The 15,091-nt window shown below is 69.0% G+C and carries 19 protein-coding genes, 2 tRNA genes and 1 pseudogene; 15 read left to right on the forward strand and 7 right to left on the reverse strand.

Translation table 11 applies throughout. The features are described from left to right. The first annotated feature begins 187 nt into the window (after window positions 1–187). The 5 genes from ASF57_RS07525 (at window position 188) to ASF57_RS07540 (ending at window position 3,325) form a co-directional block, all read left to right on the forward strand. The gene (locus ASF57_RS07525; RefSeq protein ID WP_056190358.1) at window positions 188–373 is read left to right on the forward strand and encodes a hypothetical protein; all 186 of its coding nucleotides are present in this window, start codon (window positions 188–190) and stop codon (window positions 371–373) included. A gap of 474 nt (window positions 374–847) precedes the next feature. Next, window positions 848–1,000 (forward strand): hypothetical protein, encoded by a 153-nt coding sequence (locus ASF57_RS26365; RefSeq protein WP_200935836.1) that lies wholly within the window; start codon window positions 848–850, stop codon window positions 998–1,000. Between the two features lie 51 nt (window positions 1,001–1,051). Continuing rightward, complete coding sequence (locus ASF57_RS07530) at window positions 1,052–2,182, forward strand: COX15/CtaA family protein (RefSeq protein ID WP_056481616.1); 1,131 nt, start codon at window positions 1,052–1,054, stop codon at window positions 2,180–2,182. Window positions 2,183–2,342: 160 nt separating this feature from the next. After that, window positions 2,343–2,549, forward strand: coding sequence for a hypothetical protein (locus ASF57_RS07535; RefSeq protein ID WP_056481620.1), 207 nt, complete (start codon window positions 2,343–2,345; stop codon window positions 2,547–2,549). Between the two features lie 95 nt (window positions 2,550–2,644). Beyond that, window positions 2,645–3,325, forward strand: coding sequence for a hemolysin III family protein (locus ASF57_RS07540; RefSeq protein ID WP_056190351.1), 681 nt, complete (start codon window positions 2,645–2,647; stop codon window positions 3,323–3,325). A 34-nt stretch (window positions 3,326–3,359) separates the two neighbouring features. Here ASF57_RS07540 and ASF57_RS07545 read toward each other — a convergent pair whose 3' ends face one another. Beyond that, a complete protein-coding gene (locus ASF57_RS07545) occupies window positions 3,360–4,157 on the reverse strand; it encodes a GH25 family lysozyme (protein ID WP_056190443.1) in 798 nt (265 codons plus the stop codon). A 284-nt stretch (window positions 4,158–4,441) separates the two neighbouring features. Here ASF57_RS07545 and ASF57_RS07550 point away from each other — a divergent pair, with 284 nt between their 5' ends. The 4 genes from ASF57_RS07550 (at window position 4,442) to ASF57_RS07565 (ending at window position 6,802) form a co-directional block, all read left to right on the forward strand. Continuing rightward, window positions 4,442–4,873 carry a DUF488 domain-containing protein gene (locus ASF57_RS07550; RefSeq protein WP_056190349.1) on the forward strand — a complete coding sequence of 144 codons (432 nt, stop codon included), beginning with the start codon at window positions 4,442–4,444 and terminating at the stop codon, window positions 4,871–4,873. 138 nt (window positions 4,874–5,011) lie between these two features. Further along, window positions 5,012–5,746 carry an autoinducer binding domain-containing protein gene (locus tag ASF57_RS07555; protein ID WP_056190441.1) on the forward strand — a complete coding sequence of 245 codons (735 nt, stop codon included), beginning with the start codon at window positions 5,012–5,014 and terminating at the stop codon, window positions 5,744–5,746. A gap of 133 nt (window positions 5,747–5,879) precedes the next feature. Continuing rightward, on the forward strand, window positions 5,880–6,503 hold the full coding sequence (locus ASF57_RS07560) for a GNAT family N-acetyltransferase (RefSeq protein ID WP_056190347.1): 624 nt from the start codon (window positions 5,880–5,882) through the stop codon (window positions 6,501–6,503). A gap of 83 nt (window positions 6,504–6,586) precedes the next feature. Further along, entirely contained in the window at window positions 6,587–6,802 is a 216-nt protein-coding gene (locus ASF57_RS07565) for a hypothetical protein (RefSeq protein ID WP_056482688.1), read from the forward strand. A gap of 25 nt (window positions 6,803–6,827) precedes the next feature. Here ASF57_RS07565 and ASF57_RS07570 read toward each other — a convergent pair whose 3' ends face one another. The 3 genes from ASF57_RS07570 to ASF57_RS07580 form a co-directional block, all read right to left on the reverse strand. Next, window positions 6,828–7,073 carry a hypothetical protein gene (locus tag ASF57_RS07570; RefSeq protein ID WP_056190345.1) on the reverse strand — a complete coding sequence of 82 codons (246 nt, stop codon included), beginning with the start codon at window positions 7,071–7,073 and terminating at the stop codon, window positions 6,828–6,830. A 307-nt stretch (window positions 7,074–7,380) separates the two neighbouring features. Then, window positions 7,381–7,465, reverse strand: a tRNA-Leu gene (locus tag ASF57_RS07575). A gap of 147 nt (window positions 7,466–7,612) precedes the next feature. Beyond that, window positions 7,613–7,918, reverse strand: a complete 306-nt coding sequence (locus tag ASF57_RS07580; protein WP_056190342.1) for a FliM/FliN family flagellar motor switch protein — start codon at window positions 7,916–7,918, stop codon at window positions 7,613–7,615. Window positions 7,919–8,015: 97 nt separating this feature from the next. Between ASF57_RS07580 and lipB the strand changes: the two genes are divergently transcribed. After that, window positions 8,016–8,723 (forward strand): lipoyl(octanoyl) transferase LipB, encoded by a 708-nt coding sequence (gene lipB / locus ASF57_RS07585; RefSeq protein ID WP_244476886.1) that lies wholly within the window; start codon window positions 8,016–8,018, stop codon window positions 8,721–8,723. Here the strand turns inward: lipB and ASF57_RS07590 are convergent. From ASF57_RS07590 to ASF57_RS07600, 3 genes are all read right to left on the reverse strand, one after another. Next, window positions 8,720–9,607 (reverse strand): cation diffusion facilitator family transporter, encoded by an 888-nt coding sequence (locus ASF57_RS07590; protein ID WP_056190338.1) that lies wholly within the window; start codon window positions 9,605–9,607, stop codon window positions 8,720–8,722. The genes lipB and ASF57_RS07590 overlap by 4 nt on opposite strands. A gap of 119 nt (window positions 9,608–9,726) precedes the next feature. After that, window positions 9,727–10,014: a hypothetical protein gene (locus ASF57_RS07595; RefSeq protein ID WP_156376015.1), complete on the reverse strand. Its 288-nt coding sequence runs from the start codon at window positions 10,012–10,014 to the stop codon at window positions 9,727–9,729. 95 nt (window positions 10,015–10,109) lie between these two features. Continuing rightward, the gene (locus ASF57_RS07600) at window positions 10,110–10,352 is read right to left on the reverse strand and encodes a hypothetical protein (RefSeq protein ID WP_056481623.1); all 243 of its coding nucleotides are present in this window, start codon (window positions 10,350–10,352) and stop codon (window positions 10,110–10,112) included. A 178-nt stretch (window positions 10,353–10,530) separates the two neighbouring features. On the opposite strand from ASF57_RS07600, the gene queA reads away from it, so the two are divergent. From queA to ASF57_RS26830, 5 genes and pseudogenes are all read left to right on the forward strand, one after another. Then, the gene (gene queA, locus ASF57_RS07605; protein ID WP_056481626.1) at window positions 10,531–11,616 is read left to right on the forward strand and encodes a tRNA preQ1(34) S-adenosylmethionine ribosyltransferase-isomerase QueA; all 1,086 of its coding nucleotides are present in this window, start codon (window positions 10,531–10,533) and stop codon (window positions 11,614–11,616) included. Window positions 11,617–11,677: 61 nt separating this feature from the next. Next, window positions 11,678–12,850: a tRNA guanosine(34) transglycosylase Tgt gene (gene tgt / locus ASF57_RS07610; protein ID WP_056481629.1), complete on the forward strand. Its 1,173-nt coding sequence runs from the start codon at window positions 11,678–11,680 to the stop codon at window positions 12,848–12,850. Between the two features lie 143 nt (window positions 12,851–12,993). After that, a tRNA-Lys gene (locus ASF57_RS07615) sits at window positions 12,994–13,069 on the forward strand. Between the two features lie 621 nt (window positions 13,070–13,690). Continuing rightward, window positions 13,691–14,218, forward strand: a pseudogene (locus tag ASF57_RS26825) (calcium-binding protein); the annotation flags it as partial. 51 nt (window positions 14,219–14,269) lie between these two features. After that, window positions 14,270–14,785 carry a hypothetical protein gene (locus ASF57_RS26830; RefSeq protein WP_244476899.1) on the forward strand — a complete coding sequence of 172 codons (516 nt, stop codon included), beginning with the start codon at window positions 14,270–14,272 and terminating at the stop codon, window positions 14,783–14,785. Window positions 14,786–15,091: the final 306 nt, after the last annotated feature.

Here is a 15,091-nt window from a genome sequence, read left to right on the forward strand (position 1 = left end):
CCCGCGCGCGTTGTCCGTTGTCAGGCAGGTCTCAACAGCCTCTCGTTCCTCCCAAGCTTTCACAGCCTGCCTGCCGGAACCGGCGCGCGGGCTGTTTTCTTGTCATGGGACCGTCCCGAACTTCGATGATAAGGTCGGAGACCGGAGCGGCTGAACACGGTCCCGGATTGTCGACGGAGTTGCCCCGATGCGTAGCCTGCTCACCCTCATCATCGTCGGCGCGATCGCGTTCGTGCTCGTCGGCATGTACGTGGCGCCCGGCCAGCCTGAATTGCGGACCTGGTACCTGCGCAACGCCTGCGAATACCTCGACAAGGTCTCGCCTCAGATCTGCGCACCGATGCGCAAGGCCGAGGTCGGGGTGCCGACCTGAACGCCGTCGACTGGGTCTTTCGCGATCGGCGCACCGGCGCGATCACCATTGCGCAGCGGCCGAACGCGCCGCTGCTGATCTTCGCGGCCTGCGCGCTCATCGACGGGATCGTTGCGCCGGAGGGCTCGTGGGGCATCGCCCTGCGCGCCGCCGGCGCCCTCGCCCTGGCCTATTGGGCACTCGACGAACTCCTGCGCGGCGTGAATCCCTGGCGCCGCGGCCTCGGTGCCGCGACCCTCGGGTTTCTGGCTTGGCGGATCGGGCAGCAGGTCTGGTGAGCACCGGCTGTCGGCATCCTGCTTTCCGTCGCGGCAAGTGGGGAGCCTTCAAGACAGCGGTGAGCCTTCAAGACAGCGGGGCTTGCATCATCCGATGCCAGCCCCCTTCGCCCGGACGACACCGGGACGACGGCTTGCGGAACTGCCGCGCTCCCCTATCATCCTGGTGGCGCGACGCGCGTAGGGGAGGCGGGGCATGACGTTCTTCATCGGGATCGCGGGACCTTGGTTCGTGATCGCCCTCCTTGAGATGATCGCGCTGCGACGGGACAGCGACCTGGCGGCGGAGGGTTTGGCCCCGGCCGGTGCGTCGTCGTTCAGCGTTGCCCGCAGCGCCTACCTCGCCTAACTCGCTCGTTGACGGCGGCTCGCTCGGGCGGGCCGTCCAGCGAAGGCGAGGATCGACGTGCGGATAGCAGGCGAACAGGCGACCGGCGCGGCCCCGCGCCTCCGGGGCGTTCGGATCTGGCTCTACCTGCTCGCGGCGCTCGTCGTGGCGATGGTGGCGGTCGGGGGTGCGACGCGCCTGACGGGGTCCGGCCTGTCGATCACCGAGTGGCGCCCGGTCACCGGTGCGATTCCGCCGCTCTCGGCCGAAGCCTGGGCCGCCGAGTTCGACAAGTACAAGGACACGCCGCAATACCGCATCCTGAATGCCGGGATGGGCCTGTCGGACTTCAAGGTCCTGTACGCCTGGGAATGGGGCCACCGCCTGCTCGGGCGCATCGTCGGCCTCGCGTTCTTCCTGCCGCTGCTGTGGTTCTGGTGGCGCGGCGCCCTGACCCGCCGCCTCGGGCTCGGCCTTCTCGGGCTCGGCCTGCTCGGCGGCCTCCAGGGCGCGATCGGCTGGATCATGGTCGCGTCCGGGCTCCAACCCGGCATGACCGCCGTGGCGCCGATCAAGCTCGCCCTCCACCTGACCACCGCCAGCCTGATCCTGGCCGGCCTCGTCTGGCTCGCGGCCGGCCTGCGCACGTCCGATGCGCCGGTCGAGGCCGTCGCGCCGCGCCTGCGCCGGACCGCCTCCGTCCTGATGGGCTTCGTGCTGTTGCAGATCTTCCTCGGCGGTCTGGTGGCCGGCTCGAAGGCCGGGCTGGTCTACAACACCTGGCCGACCATGGACGGTCACCTCGTGCCGCCGGTCTCGGAGCTGTTCGCCGGAACGCCCTGGATCGAGAACTTCGTCGACAACCTCGCCCTGGTGCAGTTCAACCACCGCCTGACCGCCTACCTGCTGCTGGCGGCCGCGCTCTTCCACGCCCTCGACGCCCGGCGCTCGCTGCGCGGCTCGGCCGTGGGGCGGCGGGCAACCGGAGTCGCCGGCCTCGTCCTGGCGCAGGCGACCCTCGGCATCGCGACCCTGCTGCTGGCGGTGCCGCTCTGGGCGGCCCTGTCGCATCAGGTATTCGCCATGGCGGTGCTGACCATGGCGACGGTTCATGCGCGGCGGATGCAGGCGGTGCCCGCCCCCGTGCGGCTTGAGGCGCCGACGACGCCCTTCGGCTTCGAGGCCCTGGCGCCCCGGACCTGACCGGACGCGCGACACCTGCCATGTGCGGATCGAGACATCGCGACCGCAATGCAGCGAACCAGGGTTCCGCTCGTACGTTCGACCCCCGTCCTGGCGTCGCGCTGGCTTCCGGCCAGAAGCGACGCCCGACGATTCTGAAACGCGAGAGGACAAACCCTGCATGCGGGACGCCGAACCGTCACGTCCATCGTCGAACCCCTCATCGACCAGCGCGCCCGGCACCGGCGCGCAGCGCGATAGCCTCGCGCCGCCCGCGAAACGCTCGCACAAGCCGCAGATCTGGCTCGCTGTGGGTCTGACCGGCCTGCTCGGCGTCGTCTGGGCGGTGGCGATCGCCAGCCGCTATCCGGGTGTTCTCCCCGGCTGAACATTTTCCTGTTGATGGCCCGAACTCGGTAGTTGTCGCGTGGAACGCGGCAACAGGTTGAAGCGTAGCATCTGGTGAAAGACCGGAGGTCGGCGATGCTTTTAGCGGACGACGGACGCCCGACGGGAGTAACCTGGAACTACAGCCGGAACGAACTTCTGGCGGATGGCGCGGTCCACGTCGTCGGCGTGGCCCTCGGGGTCGCAGGCGCCATCGCCATCGTGGTGATCGCGGCGCTCTCGCCGCTCACCCTGGTCGAACGCGCCGGCGTGACGATCTACGCCGCCGGACTCGTCTCGATGCTGGGGGTCTCGGCCACCTACAACATGTGGCCGGTGTCCCGGCGCAAGTGGCTGCTGCGGCGCGCCGACCACGCGCTGATCTACCTGATGATCGCCGGAACCTACACGCCCCTGGTGGCGATGGTGGGCGCCGGAGAGGCGGCCTGGAGCCTCCTCGCCGTGGTCTGGCTGGTGGCGGCGATCGGCATCGCCCTCAAGCTGTTGCTGCCCGGCCGCTACGACCGCGCTTCCATTTGCCTTTACCTCATCCTCGGCTGGAGCGGCGTCATCGCCTACGATGCGGTGATCGGTCAGCTATCGCCGAATGCGCTGGGGCTTCTGGCGCTCGGCGGCGTGCTCTACTCGGCCGGCGTGGTGTTCCATGTCTGGCGCAGCCTGCCGTACCAGAACGCGATCTGGCACGCCTTCGTGCTGGCCGCGACCGCCTGCCACTATGGGACGGTGCTGGCGACCGTGATGCAGGCCGGCGCCTGAGGGCGCCGGTGCTTCGGGGTGATGGGCCCGACGGTCACTTGCCGGAGCAGAGGCCCCGGTCGGCGAGGGTGCGGTGCTCGCGCGGATCGCAATCGGTCGACAGGAACGAGGCCCATTCGGCGGGACTGCCGTAGAAGGCGTTGCGGTCGACGTCGCCGCGCACGCCCGGCACCCGGCCGGTCGAGGTGAACTGCCACAGCATCCACTTGCGCTTGACGTAGCGCTGCTCGGGCTCGGCCGCGGTCGAACGGACCCAGTGCGGATAATCCGGCAGTTCGTCTTCGAGCACGTCCTTGTGGAAGGTGATGTCGGTGTAGATGATCGGGCGCTTGCCGGTGTAACGCTCCATCTCGTCGAGCATGTAGCGGATCATCGACAGGGCCTGGGCCTTGGGCAGCTTCTTCGGGCAGAGCTGGGAATGGCCGTTCCACTCGACGTCGAGGACCGGGGGCAGGGCGGTGGGATCGTTCGGGACGTTCTTCTTGAACCAGGCCATCTGATCCTGGGCGGAGCGGCACCAGAACACGAAGTGATAGGCCCCGCGCGGCACGCCGGCCTGGGCCGCTCCGTCCCAATTGGTTCGGAAGCGCTCGTCCACGTGGTCGCCGCCCTCGGTCGCCTTGATGAAGGCGAACTGGGTTCCGGCGGCCCGCACCGACATCCAGTCGATCGGGCCCTGCCATTTCGAGATGTCGATGCCCTGGACCGGGTGCTGCTTGGCCCGCGCCACGCCGGGATGCGGCTTGGCATCGCCCTTGGTGGGATAGAAGTCTGTGGTGCCGGAGCAGGCCGCGAGCGCAGACAACACCGCCACGGCGGCACCCCGCCGCAAGGTTTCGCGAAGAACCTGGAAACGGACCGGCTGGTTCTGGCGTGTCGGGACAGTCCCGTTCCTCAGCCGCATCGGTCCCCGATCCATCATTGACGCACGCACTCTATGGCTAAGGGATGGCCCGGCGCGGTTAACAGACCTTTGACGGCATTGCGGCGGATTTCCGGAAGTCGTGGTGAGACGGTCACATCCGTCGCGGACATCCCCGCTGGCCCCCAGGCGATGCGCCGCCTAAGTGCAGGTCGGGCCTGCGGGTTTCGCCAGGGGGGAATCGGGTGAAGACATTGTTCACCATCGGGTATGAAGGGCTGGATTCCGAGCGCCTGATCGCGGCTCTGCGCGATGCCGGTGTGGCGACCCTGGCGGATGTCCGGGCGGTGGCCAACTCGCGCAAGCGCGGCTTCTCCAAGAACGCCCTGCGGACCAGCCTGGAAGAGGTCGGGCTCGGCTACGCCCATGCCCGCGCCCTCGGCACCCCCAAGGCCGGGCGTCAGGCGGCCCGCGCGAACGATGCGAGCCTGATGCGCAGGATCTATTGCGAGGAAGTGCTGGACACCGCCGATGGCGGACTCGCCCTGGACGACCTCTGCGCCCTGGCGGCCCGGGCTCCGACCTGCCTCCTCTGCTTCGAGCGCGACCCGGCCCACTGCCACCGGCGCGTCCTGGCCGAGCGCATGGCCGAGCGCGGCTTCATCAGCGTCGACCTGTTCGGCTGATTCAGCCCGATCGCCCGGGATGAGTGCCGCCCCCGCGTCGCCACGACCCGGCTGCCCACGGTCGGGCCGTACCGCCGTTGACAATCTAGAGTTATGCGGCTCTGCTTCGTCGAAGAAGCACAGGATGTCGGAACGAGGATGACGCGCAAGGCGCTGGACCAGACACTCGGGTTCCTGCGATCGCTTGACCGGACTGCGAGCGTCGACGACGTTGCGCGCCTGCTGGTCACCGAACTCGCCGCCTTCGGCGTCGCCCACGCCATGGCCGGCACCGTGCCGGGGAAGGGCACGCCGGCGCGCCAGCAGCAATCCCACATCCTGGTCAACACCTTCCCGTCCGAATGGGGACGGCGCTACCTCACGCGGGGCTACGCCTTCCACGACCCGACCGTCCGCCACCTGTCGGAGACGAAGGTTCCGTTTGCCTGGAGCGATCTGCGGAGCCGCATCGGCGACGACAGCGAGGCGCGCAGGGTCATGGATGAGGCGGGCGAGTTCCGCCTGCGCGACGGCGTCACCATTCCGTTGATGACGCTGGAGGGTGGAACGGCGGGCTTCAGCCTCTCGGGCGAGCATCTGGCGATCGATCCCGACGACCGGCCGATGCTCCATCTCATCGCCACCTACGCCTTCGGCCACCTGCTGCGGTTGCGCGGGGAAGGCAGCCTTCCGCGCACCATCCGGCTGGCCCCGCGCGAGCGCGAGGCCCTGCAATGGGCTGCCGAGGGCAAGACCGACTGGGAGATCGGCGAGGTGATGGGGATCTCGACACATGGCGTCGATTTCCACCTGCGCTCGGCGCGGACCAAGCTCGGCACGACCAACCGCACCCAGGCCGTGGCGGTGGCGCTGCGGCGCGGGCTGATCCTCTGAGCGTCTGAGCCTCTCAGGCCGAGCCTCCGAGCCTCGAAGGCTGCCGCCCGCCGCCGCATCTCCCTACGGATTCCCGTAGGTCTGCAACCGTCATCTCCCTGTCAGAAACACCTCCAGGCCCGGAGGTTTCGAGATGATTCAGATCGTGACACCCGCGAACGCGCAGCGGTTTCGCGACGAGATGGAACAGGTCTGGCGCCTGAGACACGCGGTGTTCGTCGAGGAAAAACGCTGGACCGATCTGGCCAGGCCGGACGGCCGCGAGATCGACCAGTTCGACACGCCGCACGCGATCCATTTCCTCGCCCTCGAGGCCGGCCGGGTCATCGGCTACAGCCGCCTCCTGCCGACCACGCGGCCGCATCTCCTGTCGGACGTCCTGCCGCAGCTCTGCGAGGGCGAACTTCCGCGCGGTCACGACACCTGGGAATGGACGCGGCAGGCCGTGGCCCGCTCGCACCGGGGCCGCGGCAAGGCGATCAACCCGGTCTCGCTGGCGCTGCTGTCGGGGATCGTCGAGTGGGGCCTGGCCAGCGGGGTCCGCCGCCTCGTGCTGCAGATGCCGACGCTCTACCTGCTGCACGTGGTGCAGCTGCACTTCCGCGCCCACCCGCTCGGATTGCCGCAAGCGATCAGCGGCGAAGACATCATCGCCACCACGGCGGAGTTCGACGAGCGCACGCTGGCGCGCCTGCGTCGCCTGACCGGCCGCTCCGGCTCCGTCCTGGCTCCCGATTATCCCTATCTCGCCGCCTGACGCGCGCTCTCGAAGGACCGACCACCATGGGGCAACGATTGACGGATTCGACGAGTCTGGATCAGACGATCCTGGACTCGTTCATGCCGAGCGAGACCGGCGCCGGCCCGACCGCCCACTCGGAGGCCGAACAGGCGCTCGATGCCCTGGCGGTCCAGTTCATCGCGGCGCGGGCGGTCATCGACAAGTCCGGGACGCCGATGATGCGGCGGCTGATCGATCTTCTGCTGTTCGAGATCGCCGTGGCGCTGGCCGATCCGGAGGAAGATCCGGCTCGGGCCCTCGATCCGGTCGCCTGACGCTGTGTCGGCGGCCAGTGGCCGACTAGCGCGCGCTGCCGCCGCGCATGCTGCGCTGGCGGCAGGTCCGTCCCATATCCTCGTAGCCGGCCGGGCAGCGGCGCACGCAGGCGCCGGCCGCGTATTTCAGCGGCGGGCGGCAGGCGCGACTGAAGCGCTGTTCCTGGAACAGGTAGTCCTTGGCCGGACTCTGGGCCATGGCCGGAATGGCGAGGCCGATCGGGCCTGCGACCGCGACCATCAACAGGGCTAGGCGAGAGAAGCGGGTCATCGAACGTTCCCGGTTGTAAGGTCGGCCGTGCCTCGACGCGACATGCGAACAGACAACGCCGAATCCGACGGGCAGATCAAGGACAACCGACATGTCGCCGCCGGGCGTTGTGGCAGCCGCCATGAGGCGCAGGATAGGCGAGCCCACCCGTCGCTCGAACGCTGGACCCGCGCCTGCGCAACCGGCCGGAGCACTCAAGTCACTTCTGTGTGGATTAGATTGGGTTCGGGGTGCGGTTCTACGAGAACCCGGCAACCCTGATCGAACCGCGATGCACCAACTCTTCGTCGTCGTCGATCGAAAGAGTTGGTGCGGCCAAGAGGACTCGAACCTCCACCCCTTGCAGGACTAGCACCTCAAGCTAGCGCGTCTACCAATTCCGCCATGGCCGCATCGTCAACGCACCGTTCCGTCACCGGGCCCGGAGGACCATCGCGCCGTAGCGGTGGGCTCTGGTGGGCTGCGGCGACCGATCTCTCGGGGCGCGGCGCAGCCAATAACAGACGGATTTCCGTCCGACAAGCGTCACGGTGGCGGGATCAGAGGAAATCGACGCCGCCGTCCAGGACCGGCACGGCGCCCTGGCCGATGGTGACGCCGGGCAGGCGCACCACGTCGGCCTTGCGGATCAGTTCGGTGATCTCGACGGAGATGCGGTTGCCGGTCACCACGATCTGTCCGCGCGCGATCGGGTGGTCGTTGGCGAGAATCTCGACCATATCGGACTCGGTGGCTTCGAGTTCGATCACCGCACCGCGGCCCATGCGCAGGAGCATGTGCAACGGCATGTGACTGCGCCCGAGCACCACCGTCAGGTCGACCTTCAGGTCTTCGAACACCGCCACGCGATCCGTCCTTCGTTCCGGGCCGGCCCAACCCGTGGTTCGGCCCTTCCCTCCACCTTCCCTGCGCGATGGTGAAATCTTGGTAAACGAAACCCTAATCGCGCCCCGTCTGGCGCTTCCCGCGGGGGATTTCCACGCCCTTTCGGACGGCGCGCCCGTGGCGTGGCGGATCAGCGACACCCCGGTGCCCTACGGTGACGCGGTGGCGGCCATGGAGGAGCGAGCCGAGGCGATCGCGGCGGGCCGCGCTTCGGAGCTGGTCTGGCTGCTCGAACATCCCCCCCTCTACACGGCGGGCACCTCGGCGCGGGCTTCCGACCTCGTCGAGCCGGACCGCTTTCCGGTACACCGCACCGGGCGGGGCGGGCAGTACACCTATCACGGGCCGGGTCAGCGGGTGGCCTACGTGATGCTCGACCTCAACCGGCGCCGCCGGGACCTGCGGGCCTACGTGGCCGCCCTGGAGGCCTGGATCATCGCCACCCTGGAGGCCTTCAACGTGCGCGGCGAGCGGCGGGAGGATCGGGTCGGCGTCTGGGTCCGGCGTCCCGAAAAGGGGGCGGGCGTGGAGGACAAGGTCGCCGCCATCGGCATCCGGGTCCGACGCTGGGTGAGCTTCCACGGCATCAGCCTTAACGTGGAGCCGGACCTGTCGCACTTCACCGGCATCGTGCCCTGCGGCATCGCCGGGCACGGCGTCACCAGCCTGGTCGATCTCGGCCATCTCGTCTCGATGCCCGAGGTGGACATGCAGCTCCGCGCCGCCTTCGAGGCGATCTTCGGCCCAACGGTCGCGGCGGATTAGATCACCGGCACGCCCCGGCCCTTGGCGTGCTCCCCCGGCTCCACGTGGATGACGACGACGGAGCCCTCGATGGCGCTCTCGATCGCGGCCTCCAGGCGGTCGCAGATGGCGTGCGAATCCTGCACCGTCATCGCGCCCGGCACCACGAGGTGGAAATCGATGAAGGTCGCCTGCCCGGCATGGCGGGTGCGGACGTCGTGCGCCTCCAGGGCACCGGTGCTGTGGAGCGAGATCAGTTCGCGGATCTGCGCCACCATCTCGGTGGGCGCGGCCTTGTCCATCAGGCCGCTGACCGAATCGCGGATCATGCCCCAGCCCGACCACAGGATGTTGAGGGCGACGAGGCCGGCGATCAGCGGGTCGAGGATGGCGTATCCGGTCACCGTCACCAGGGCGACACCGACGAGCACGCCCGCCGAGGTGACCACGTCGGCCATCACGTGGCGGGCATCCGCCACCAGGGCCGGCGAGCGCCAGGCGCGGCCCCGGCGCAGCAGCGTCATCGCCCAAACGCCGTTGATCGCGGTCGCCACGAGGTTGACCGCGAGGCCGATGGCCGGCGCGTCCAGCATCTTGGGGTCGAGCAGGCCGAAGAAGGCCTCCCGCAGGATCAGGAGCGCCGCCACGATGATCAGCGCGCCCTCGATCACCGCCGAGAAATACTCGGCCTTGTGGTGGCCGTAGGGGTGATCGTCGTCGGCCGGGCGGGCCGCAACCCGAAGCGCGACCAGGGCGAACACCGCCGCCACCACGTTGATGATGCTCTCCAGGGCATCGGAATAGAGTGCGAGGCTGCCGGTCACCCAGTAGGCAGCGAATTTGAGGCCCATCACCAGGGCGCCGACGCCGGCGCTCAAGAGGGCGGCTTTCTGGGTGCGGTCCATGACGGTGTCCGGTCTTGAGCCGGATGCGGCGCGGCCGCCCGGTGCGGAGGCCTTAGCGCCCGTGGCCACGCCAAGGCCACGGCAAAGGTTGAACCCGCACCTGTACGATTGAGCCGGGGCTATGCCGTGCCGGAATCGGCGGGACCCGGTTCGTCCAGATCCGGTGCCTTGGCGCGAGCCGCTTCGCGGGCCGCGAAGACCGCCCCCTGCGCCCGGGCGCGCTCGGCCTTGCGCTGATAGCTCCGGACCATCCAGTTCCAGCGCGCGCCGGCGGCCAGGGTGTCCAGGCGCAGGGCTTCCCGCGTCCAGTAATCCACAAGCTCCCCGTCGAGCGTCGTGCGCCGGGCCGTGATCTTGGCCCGGATGGCATCGGACCGGATATCGTCGCTTCTGTGCGCGTCGGTCATGGGGGCTCCGAATGGCGAGCGTGGACGTCAGGGTCGAAAAGGGCGTTTCCGGTGCGAACAGCCGCCGGACTGATCCAGCGGCCGGACAGCGAATTTCACGGAGAGGGCGGCACGCTTGTCGGCGCGACGGTGAGCGCGTCCGGATCTTGGGCGAAGCCGGCATCGCCCGCATCCGGGACCGGTGAGGAGGGGGTGCCGAACGGGCGGCTCGGATAGGCCTCCAGAAATTTCGCCCGCGCCTCCTCGGCATCCTCCGCCTTGAGGGTGATGCTCGCCCGATCCGGCAAGGGCCAGCGCGGGTCGGCGGGATCGCGGGGGCTCACGGCAAACCAGGCCATCCTGTCGGGTCTCCTCAGGTCTCGGTGTGGAAAGGGGCGGTGTGGAAAGTGTCGGTACGGACGCCCGGCGCGGGCGGCTCTCGTCTGAACAGGTCGGGCCCGCGCCGGTTCCGCCGGTGGCGCCCGACCACGCGTGACCCCATTGATCCGCGCCGCCAAACCGTGCTGTTGGCGGGCCATGCGCGTCGACCTCTTCGATTTCGAGCTGCCCGAGGCGAGCATCGCCCTGCGCCCGCCGGTCCCCCGCGATGCCGGCCGCCTCCTGGTGGTGCGCCCCGGCGACGCCCTCGAAGACCGCAAGGTGCGGGACCTGGCGCAGCTCCTGCGGCCGGGCGACGCCCTGGTCTTCAACGACACCCGGGTGATCCCGGCCCGCCTCGCGGGCCTGCGTCACCGGCCGGGTGCGCCGGGCCTGCGCATGGAGGCGATGCTGCACCTGCGCGAGGCGGGGGACACCTGGCGTGCCTTCGCCCGGCCGGGCAAGCGCCTCGCCGCCGGCGACCGGGTCAGCTTCGGCCGGCACGGGGCGAGCGAGCCCTGCGATCTCGGCGGCCTCGACGCGACCATCGCGGCCAAGGGGGAGGGGGGCGAGATCACCCTGCGCTTCGATCTGGCCGGCCCCGCCCTCGACGAGGCCATCGCGCGGATCGGCGACCTGCCGCTCCCGCCCTACATCGCCGGCAAGCGGCCCACCGACGCGCGGGACGCCACCGACTACCAGACCGTCTATGCCCGCGAGCCCGGCGCGGTGGCGGCCCCGACCGCCGGCCTGCACTTCTCCGACGCGCTCCTGGCCGACCTCGATGCCGCCGGCATCGCCCGCCACACCGTGACCCTGCATGTGGGCGCCGGCACCTTCCTGCCGGTAAAGGCCGACGACACCGACGACCACCGCATGCATACGGAGATCGGCCGCCTCGACGCCGCCACCGCCGAGGCCCTGAACGCCGTGCGGGCGGGCGGCGGCCGCGTCGTGGCCGTCGGCACAACCGCCCTGCGCCTCCTGGAGAGTGCGGCCGATTCCGAGGGACGGCTTCACGCCTTCGCGGGACCGACCGAGATCTTCATCACGCCGGGCACCCGCATCCGCGCCGTCGATGCGCTGATGACCAACTTCCACCTGCCGCGCTCGACCCTGTTCATGCTGGTCTCGGCCTTCTCGGGGCTCGAAACCATGCGGGCCACCTATGCCCACGCCATCGCGTCCGGCTATCGCTTCTATTCCTACGGCGATTCGAGCCTGCTGTTTCCGGCGCGGGACTGACACGAGGGAAGGCGCGGGGGAGGACGTGCCGAGCCGGAAAACCGGTGCTAAGACGGCGCCCATGTCCGAGCCTGCCACACGCCCCGTGCCCGAAACCCTTCCGAGCGACTTCACGTTCCGGGTCGACGCCACCGACGGCGCGGCGCGCACGGGCGCGATCGCGATGCCGCGCGGGATCATCCGGACGCCCGCCTTCATGCCGGTCGGCACGGCCGCCACCGTCAAGGCGATGTATCCCGGACAGGTCCGCGACCTCGGCGCCGACGTGGTGCTGGGCAACACCTACCACCTGATGCTGCGCCCCGGCCCCGAGCGCATGGCGCGGCTCGGCGGCCTACACCATTTCATGAACTGGCCGCACCCGATCCTCACCGATTCCGGCGGCTTCCAGGTCATGTCGCTCTCGGCCCTGCGCAAGCTCGACGAGCAGGGCGTGACCTTCCGCTCGCATGTCGACGGCTCGACCCACCACATGAGCCCCGAACGCTCGATCGAGATCCAGGGCCTGCTCGGCTCGGACATCCAGATGCAGCTCGACGAATGCGTCCGCCTGCCGGCCGAGCGCGACACCATCGAGAAGGCGATGCACCTGTCGCTGCGCTGGGCCGAGCGCTGCCGCGTCGCCTTCGGCGAGCAGCCCGGCAAGGCGATGTTCGGCATCGTCCAGGGGGGCGACCTGCCCGACCTGCGTGTCGAGAGCGCCCGTGCCCTCGTCGACCTCGACCTGAAGGGCTACGCCATCGGGGGCCTCGCGGTGGGTGAACCGCAGGCGGTGATGCTGGCCATGATCGAGACGGTGGAGCCGCACCTCCCGGCGGACAAGCCGCGCTACCTCATGGGCGTCGGCACCCCCGACGACCTGATGCGCTCGGTGATGCGCGGCATCGACATGTTCGACTGCGTGATGCCGACCCGCGCCGGCCGCCACGGCCTGGCCTATACCCGCCACGGCCGCATCAACCTGCGCAACGCCCGCCACGGCGAGGACACCCGGCCGCTGGACGAGGCCTCGACCTGCCCGGCCGCCCGCGACTATTCCCGCGCCTATCTCCATCACCTCGTGCGCAGCGACGAGATCCTGGGCATGATGCTGCTGACCTGGAACAACCTGTCCTACTATCAGGACCTGATGGCGGGGATGCGTGCCGCCATCGTGCAGGGGCGGCTCGCCGACTTCTGTGACGAGACCCGCGCCGCCTGGGCCCGGGCGGAGGCCGAGCGCGCCGCGGCCTGACGGTCCGTTCCGGGCCTGCCGCCTCACCCGTCCCCTGGCCCAACCGCAAAGCCGGTTGACCCCATACCGCCGACCCCCTATTGCGAGCCACGCCGTCCGAAACGGCCCGGCCCCCGAGAGGGCCGCATCGCCCCTTCGGACGCGAGCGCGTAGCTCAGTTGGTAGAGCAACGGACTTTTAATCTGTAGGTCCTGGGTTCGAGTCCCAGCGCGCTCACCACATTCCCTTCCGTCACGACGACTTGAGCGATTTCTTCGCGGCAACCCGAACTGGTGTGCGGCTCACGCCCGCCGGTCCTGTCGCGACGCCTGATATGCGAGCAGCCGGGACCTGCGCCACACGGATCGGCAAGGACCCTGTGCCCGGCCGGCCGCGCGACAGTCCAGGTTGTCGATGGTGCGCCGGCGCGGACGTCGGGGCGTGCCCGGGGTCGGGCGGCCTGAGCAAGCGGTGATCCGGTCGACGGCCGCTTTGTCCGTACCAGCTCGGCCTTCGCCCCCTCGCTTCAGCGTTCAGAACCGCGCTCACGGCCAGGTCTGCGCCGCCCCGCCGGATTGCATCCCACGCCAGCCGCCGCACGCGCCGGTTTGGCGCGGCACAACGCTCCAGCGAAGTTCGACACGGGGCCGGTGAACAAGTCGAACGACTCCCGGTTAGCCGTAAGCTGCAGTTGTCGTGTGAAAGATTTATTCTCTTCTGATGCAGTGCGGCAAACTGTGCTGCATTCGCACAGGGGTCTATCATACAGCAACCTATCGCGTGCCGATCTGATCTGAGCACGGGCGCAGGCCTGTGCGTGGAACCGTTCACCGCCCCAAAAAATCAATCATGGAGGATACTATGGCATCGATCTCGGGAACGAATGGCAATGATGTTCTGACCGGTACGACTGACGACGACATCATCCTCGGTCTCCTTGGAAACGATACCCTCTCGGACCCCGGCGGGTTCAACAGGATCGACGGTCAGGACGGCAACGATACGATCACGGGCGGTGCCGATCTGGACTTCATCGCGGGCGGTACCGGGGACGATCTGATCCGTGGTGGAGCCGGCGCCGATCAGATCATCGGTGAAGCCGGCAACGATACGATCTACACCGAAGACGGCGACGATTATGCTGCCGGCAATCCGGGCGACGACATCCTCTACGGTGCTGCCGGCAACGACTTCCTCGTCGGCGAAGCGGGCCGGGATCAAGTCTTCGGTGAAGCCGGCAATGACTTTGTCGCCGGTGGCGATGACGACGATTCTCTCGATGGCGGCGACGGCGACGACCTCGTCGATGGCGATCTGGGCAACGACACCCTCGTGGGTGCGGCGGGCGACGATACCCTGTTCGGCGACTTCGGCGATGACCGGCTCGCCGGGGGAACGGGGACCAACATCCTCGACGGCGCTCAAGGGGCCGACACCGCCGTGTTCGACTATGCGCTTCCGAGCGGCGACGCCGTGTCGTCGGCCGGCGTTCTGAGCACGATCACCACGGCATCGGGGCTCGATACCATCAAGAACGTCGAAGTGTTCGAGTTCACGAACGGGAAGGTCGTGCAGGGCGACGGCAATGCTCTCGTCGACGATCTGTTCTACTTCAGCCAGAACCCGGACGTCTTCCAGGCCGGCACCGATCCCGAGGTGCATTTCGCCGCCTTCGGCTGGCAGGAAGGGCGGAACCCGAATGCGTTCTTCGACACCACGGGGTACCTGACGGCGTACCAGGATGTGGCCGCCGCAGGGATCAACCCGCTCGAACACTACCTCGCTTTCGGCTGGAAGGAGGGCCGCGATCCCTCCGCCGGCTTCGACACGCAGGGGTACCTGGCCGCCAATCCCGATGTCGCCGCGGCCGGCTTCAATCCGCTTCAGCATTTCCTGGAGTTCGGAGCCGCCGAGGGGCGTCAGCCGGTCGTCGGCGATGGCGTCTTCCACGCCTGAGATCTGCGGCTTGGGTCCACGCGCCGCCCTGCGCGTGGACACGAATCGATGGAGATCGTGTCGCGGGCAACCACGCGCGCCGGGTGATCGCGACACGGTCTCATCGTCAGAATCGACGGAGCGCGTCCGGGCTGCGCCGCCCCCAGGCGGTTCCGTATCCATATGCGCGACGCGGCGCAGGGCCGCGATATGAGGTGCGGCGAACCGCGGCGCCGGGAGTCAGTTCGCGCGCTGCTCGATCGGGATCGGGGAGCGCAGGAAGATCAGAACGCCGCCGACGACGGACAGCGCGAGGGCGCAGGCGAA

The organism is Methylobacterium sp. Leaf117, from assembly GCF_001422985.1.
GTDB lineage: Bacteria > Pseudomonadota > Alphaproteobacteria > Rhizobiales > Beijerinckiaceae > Methylobacterium.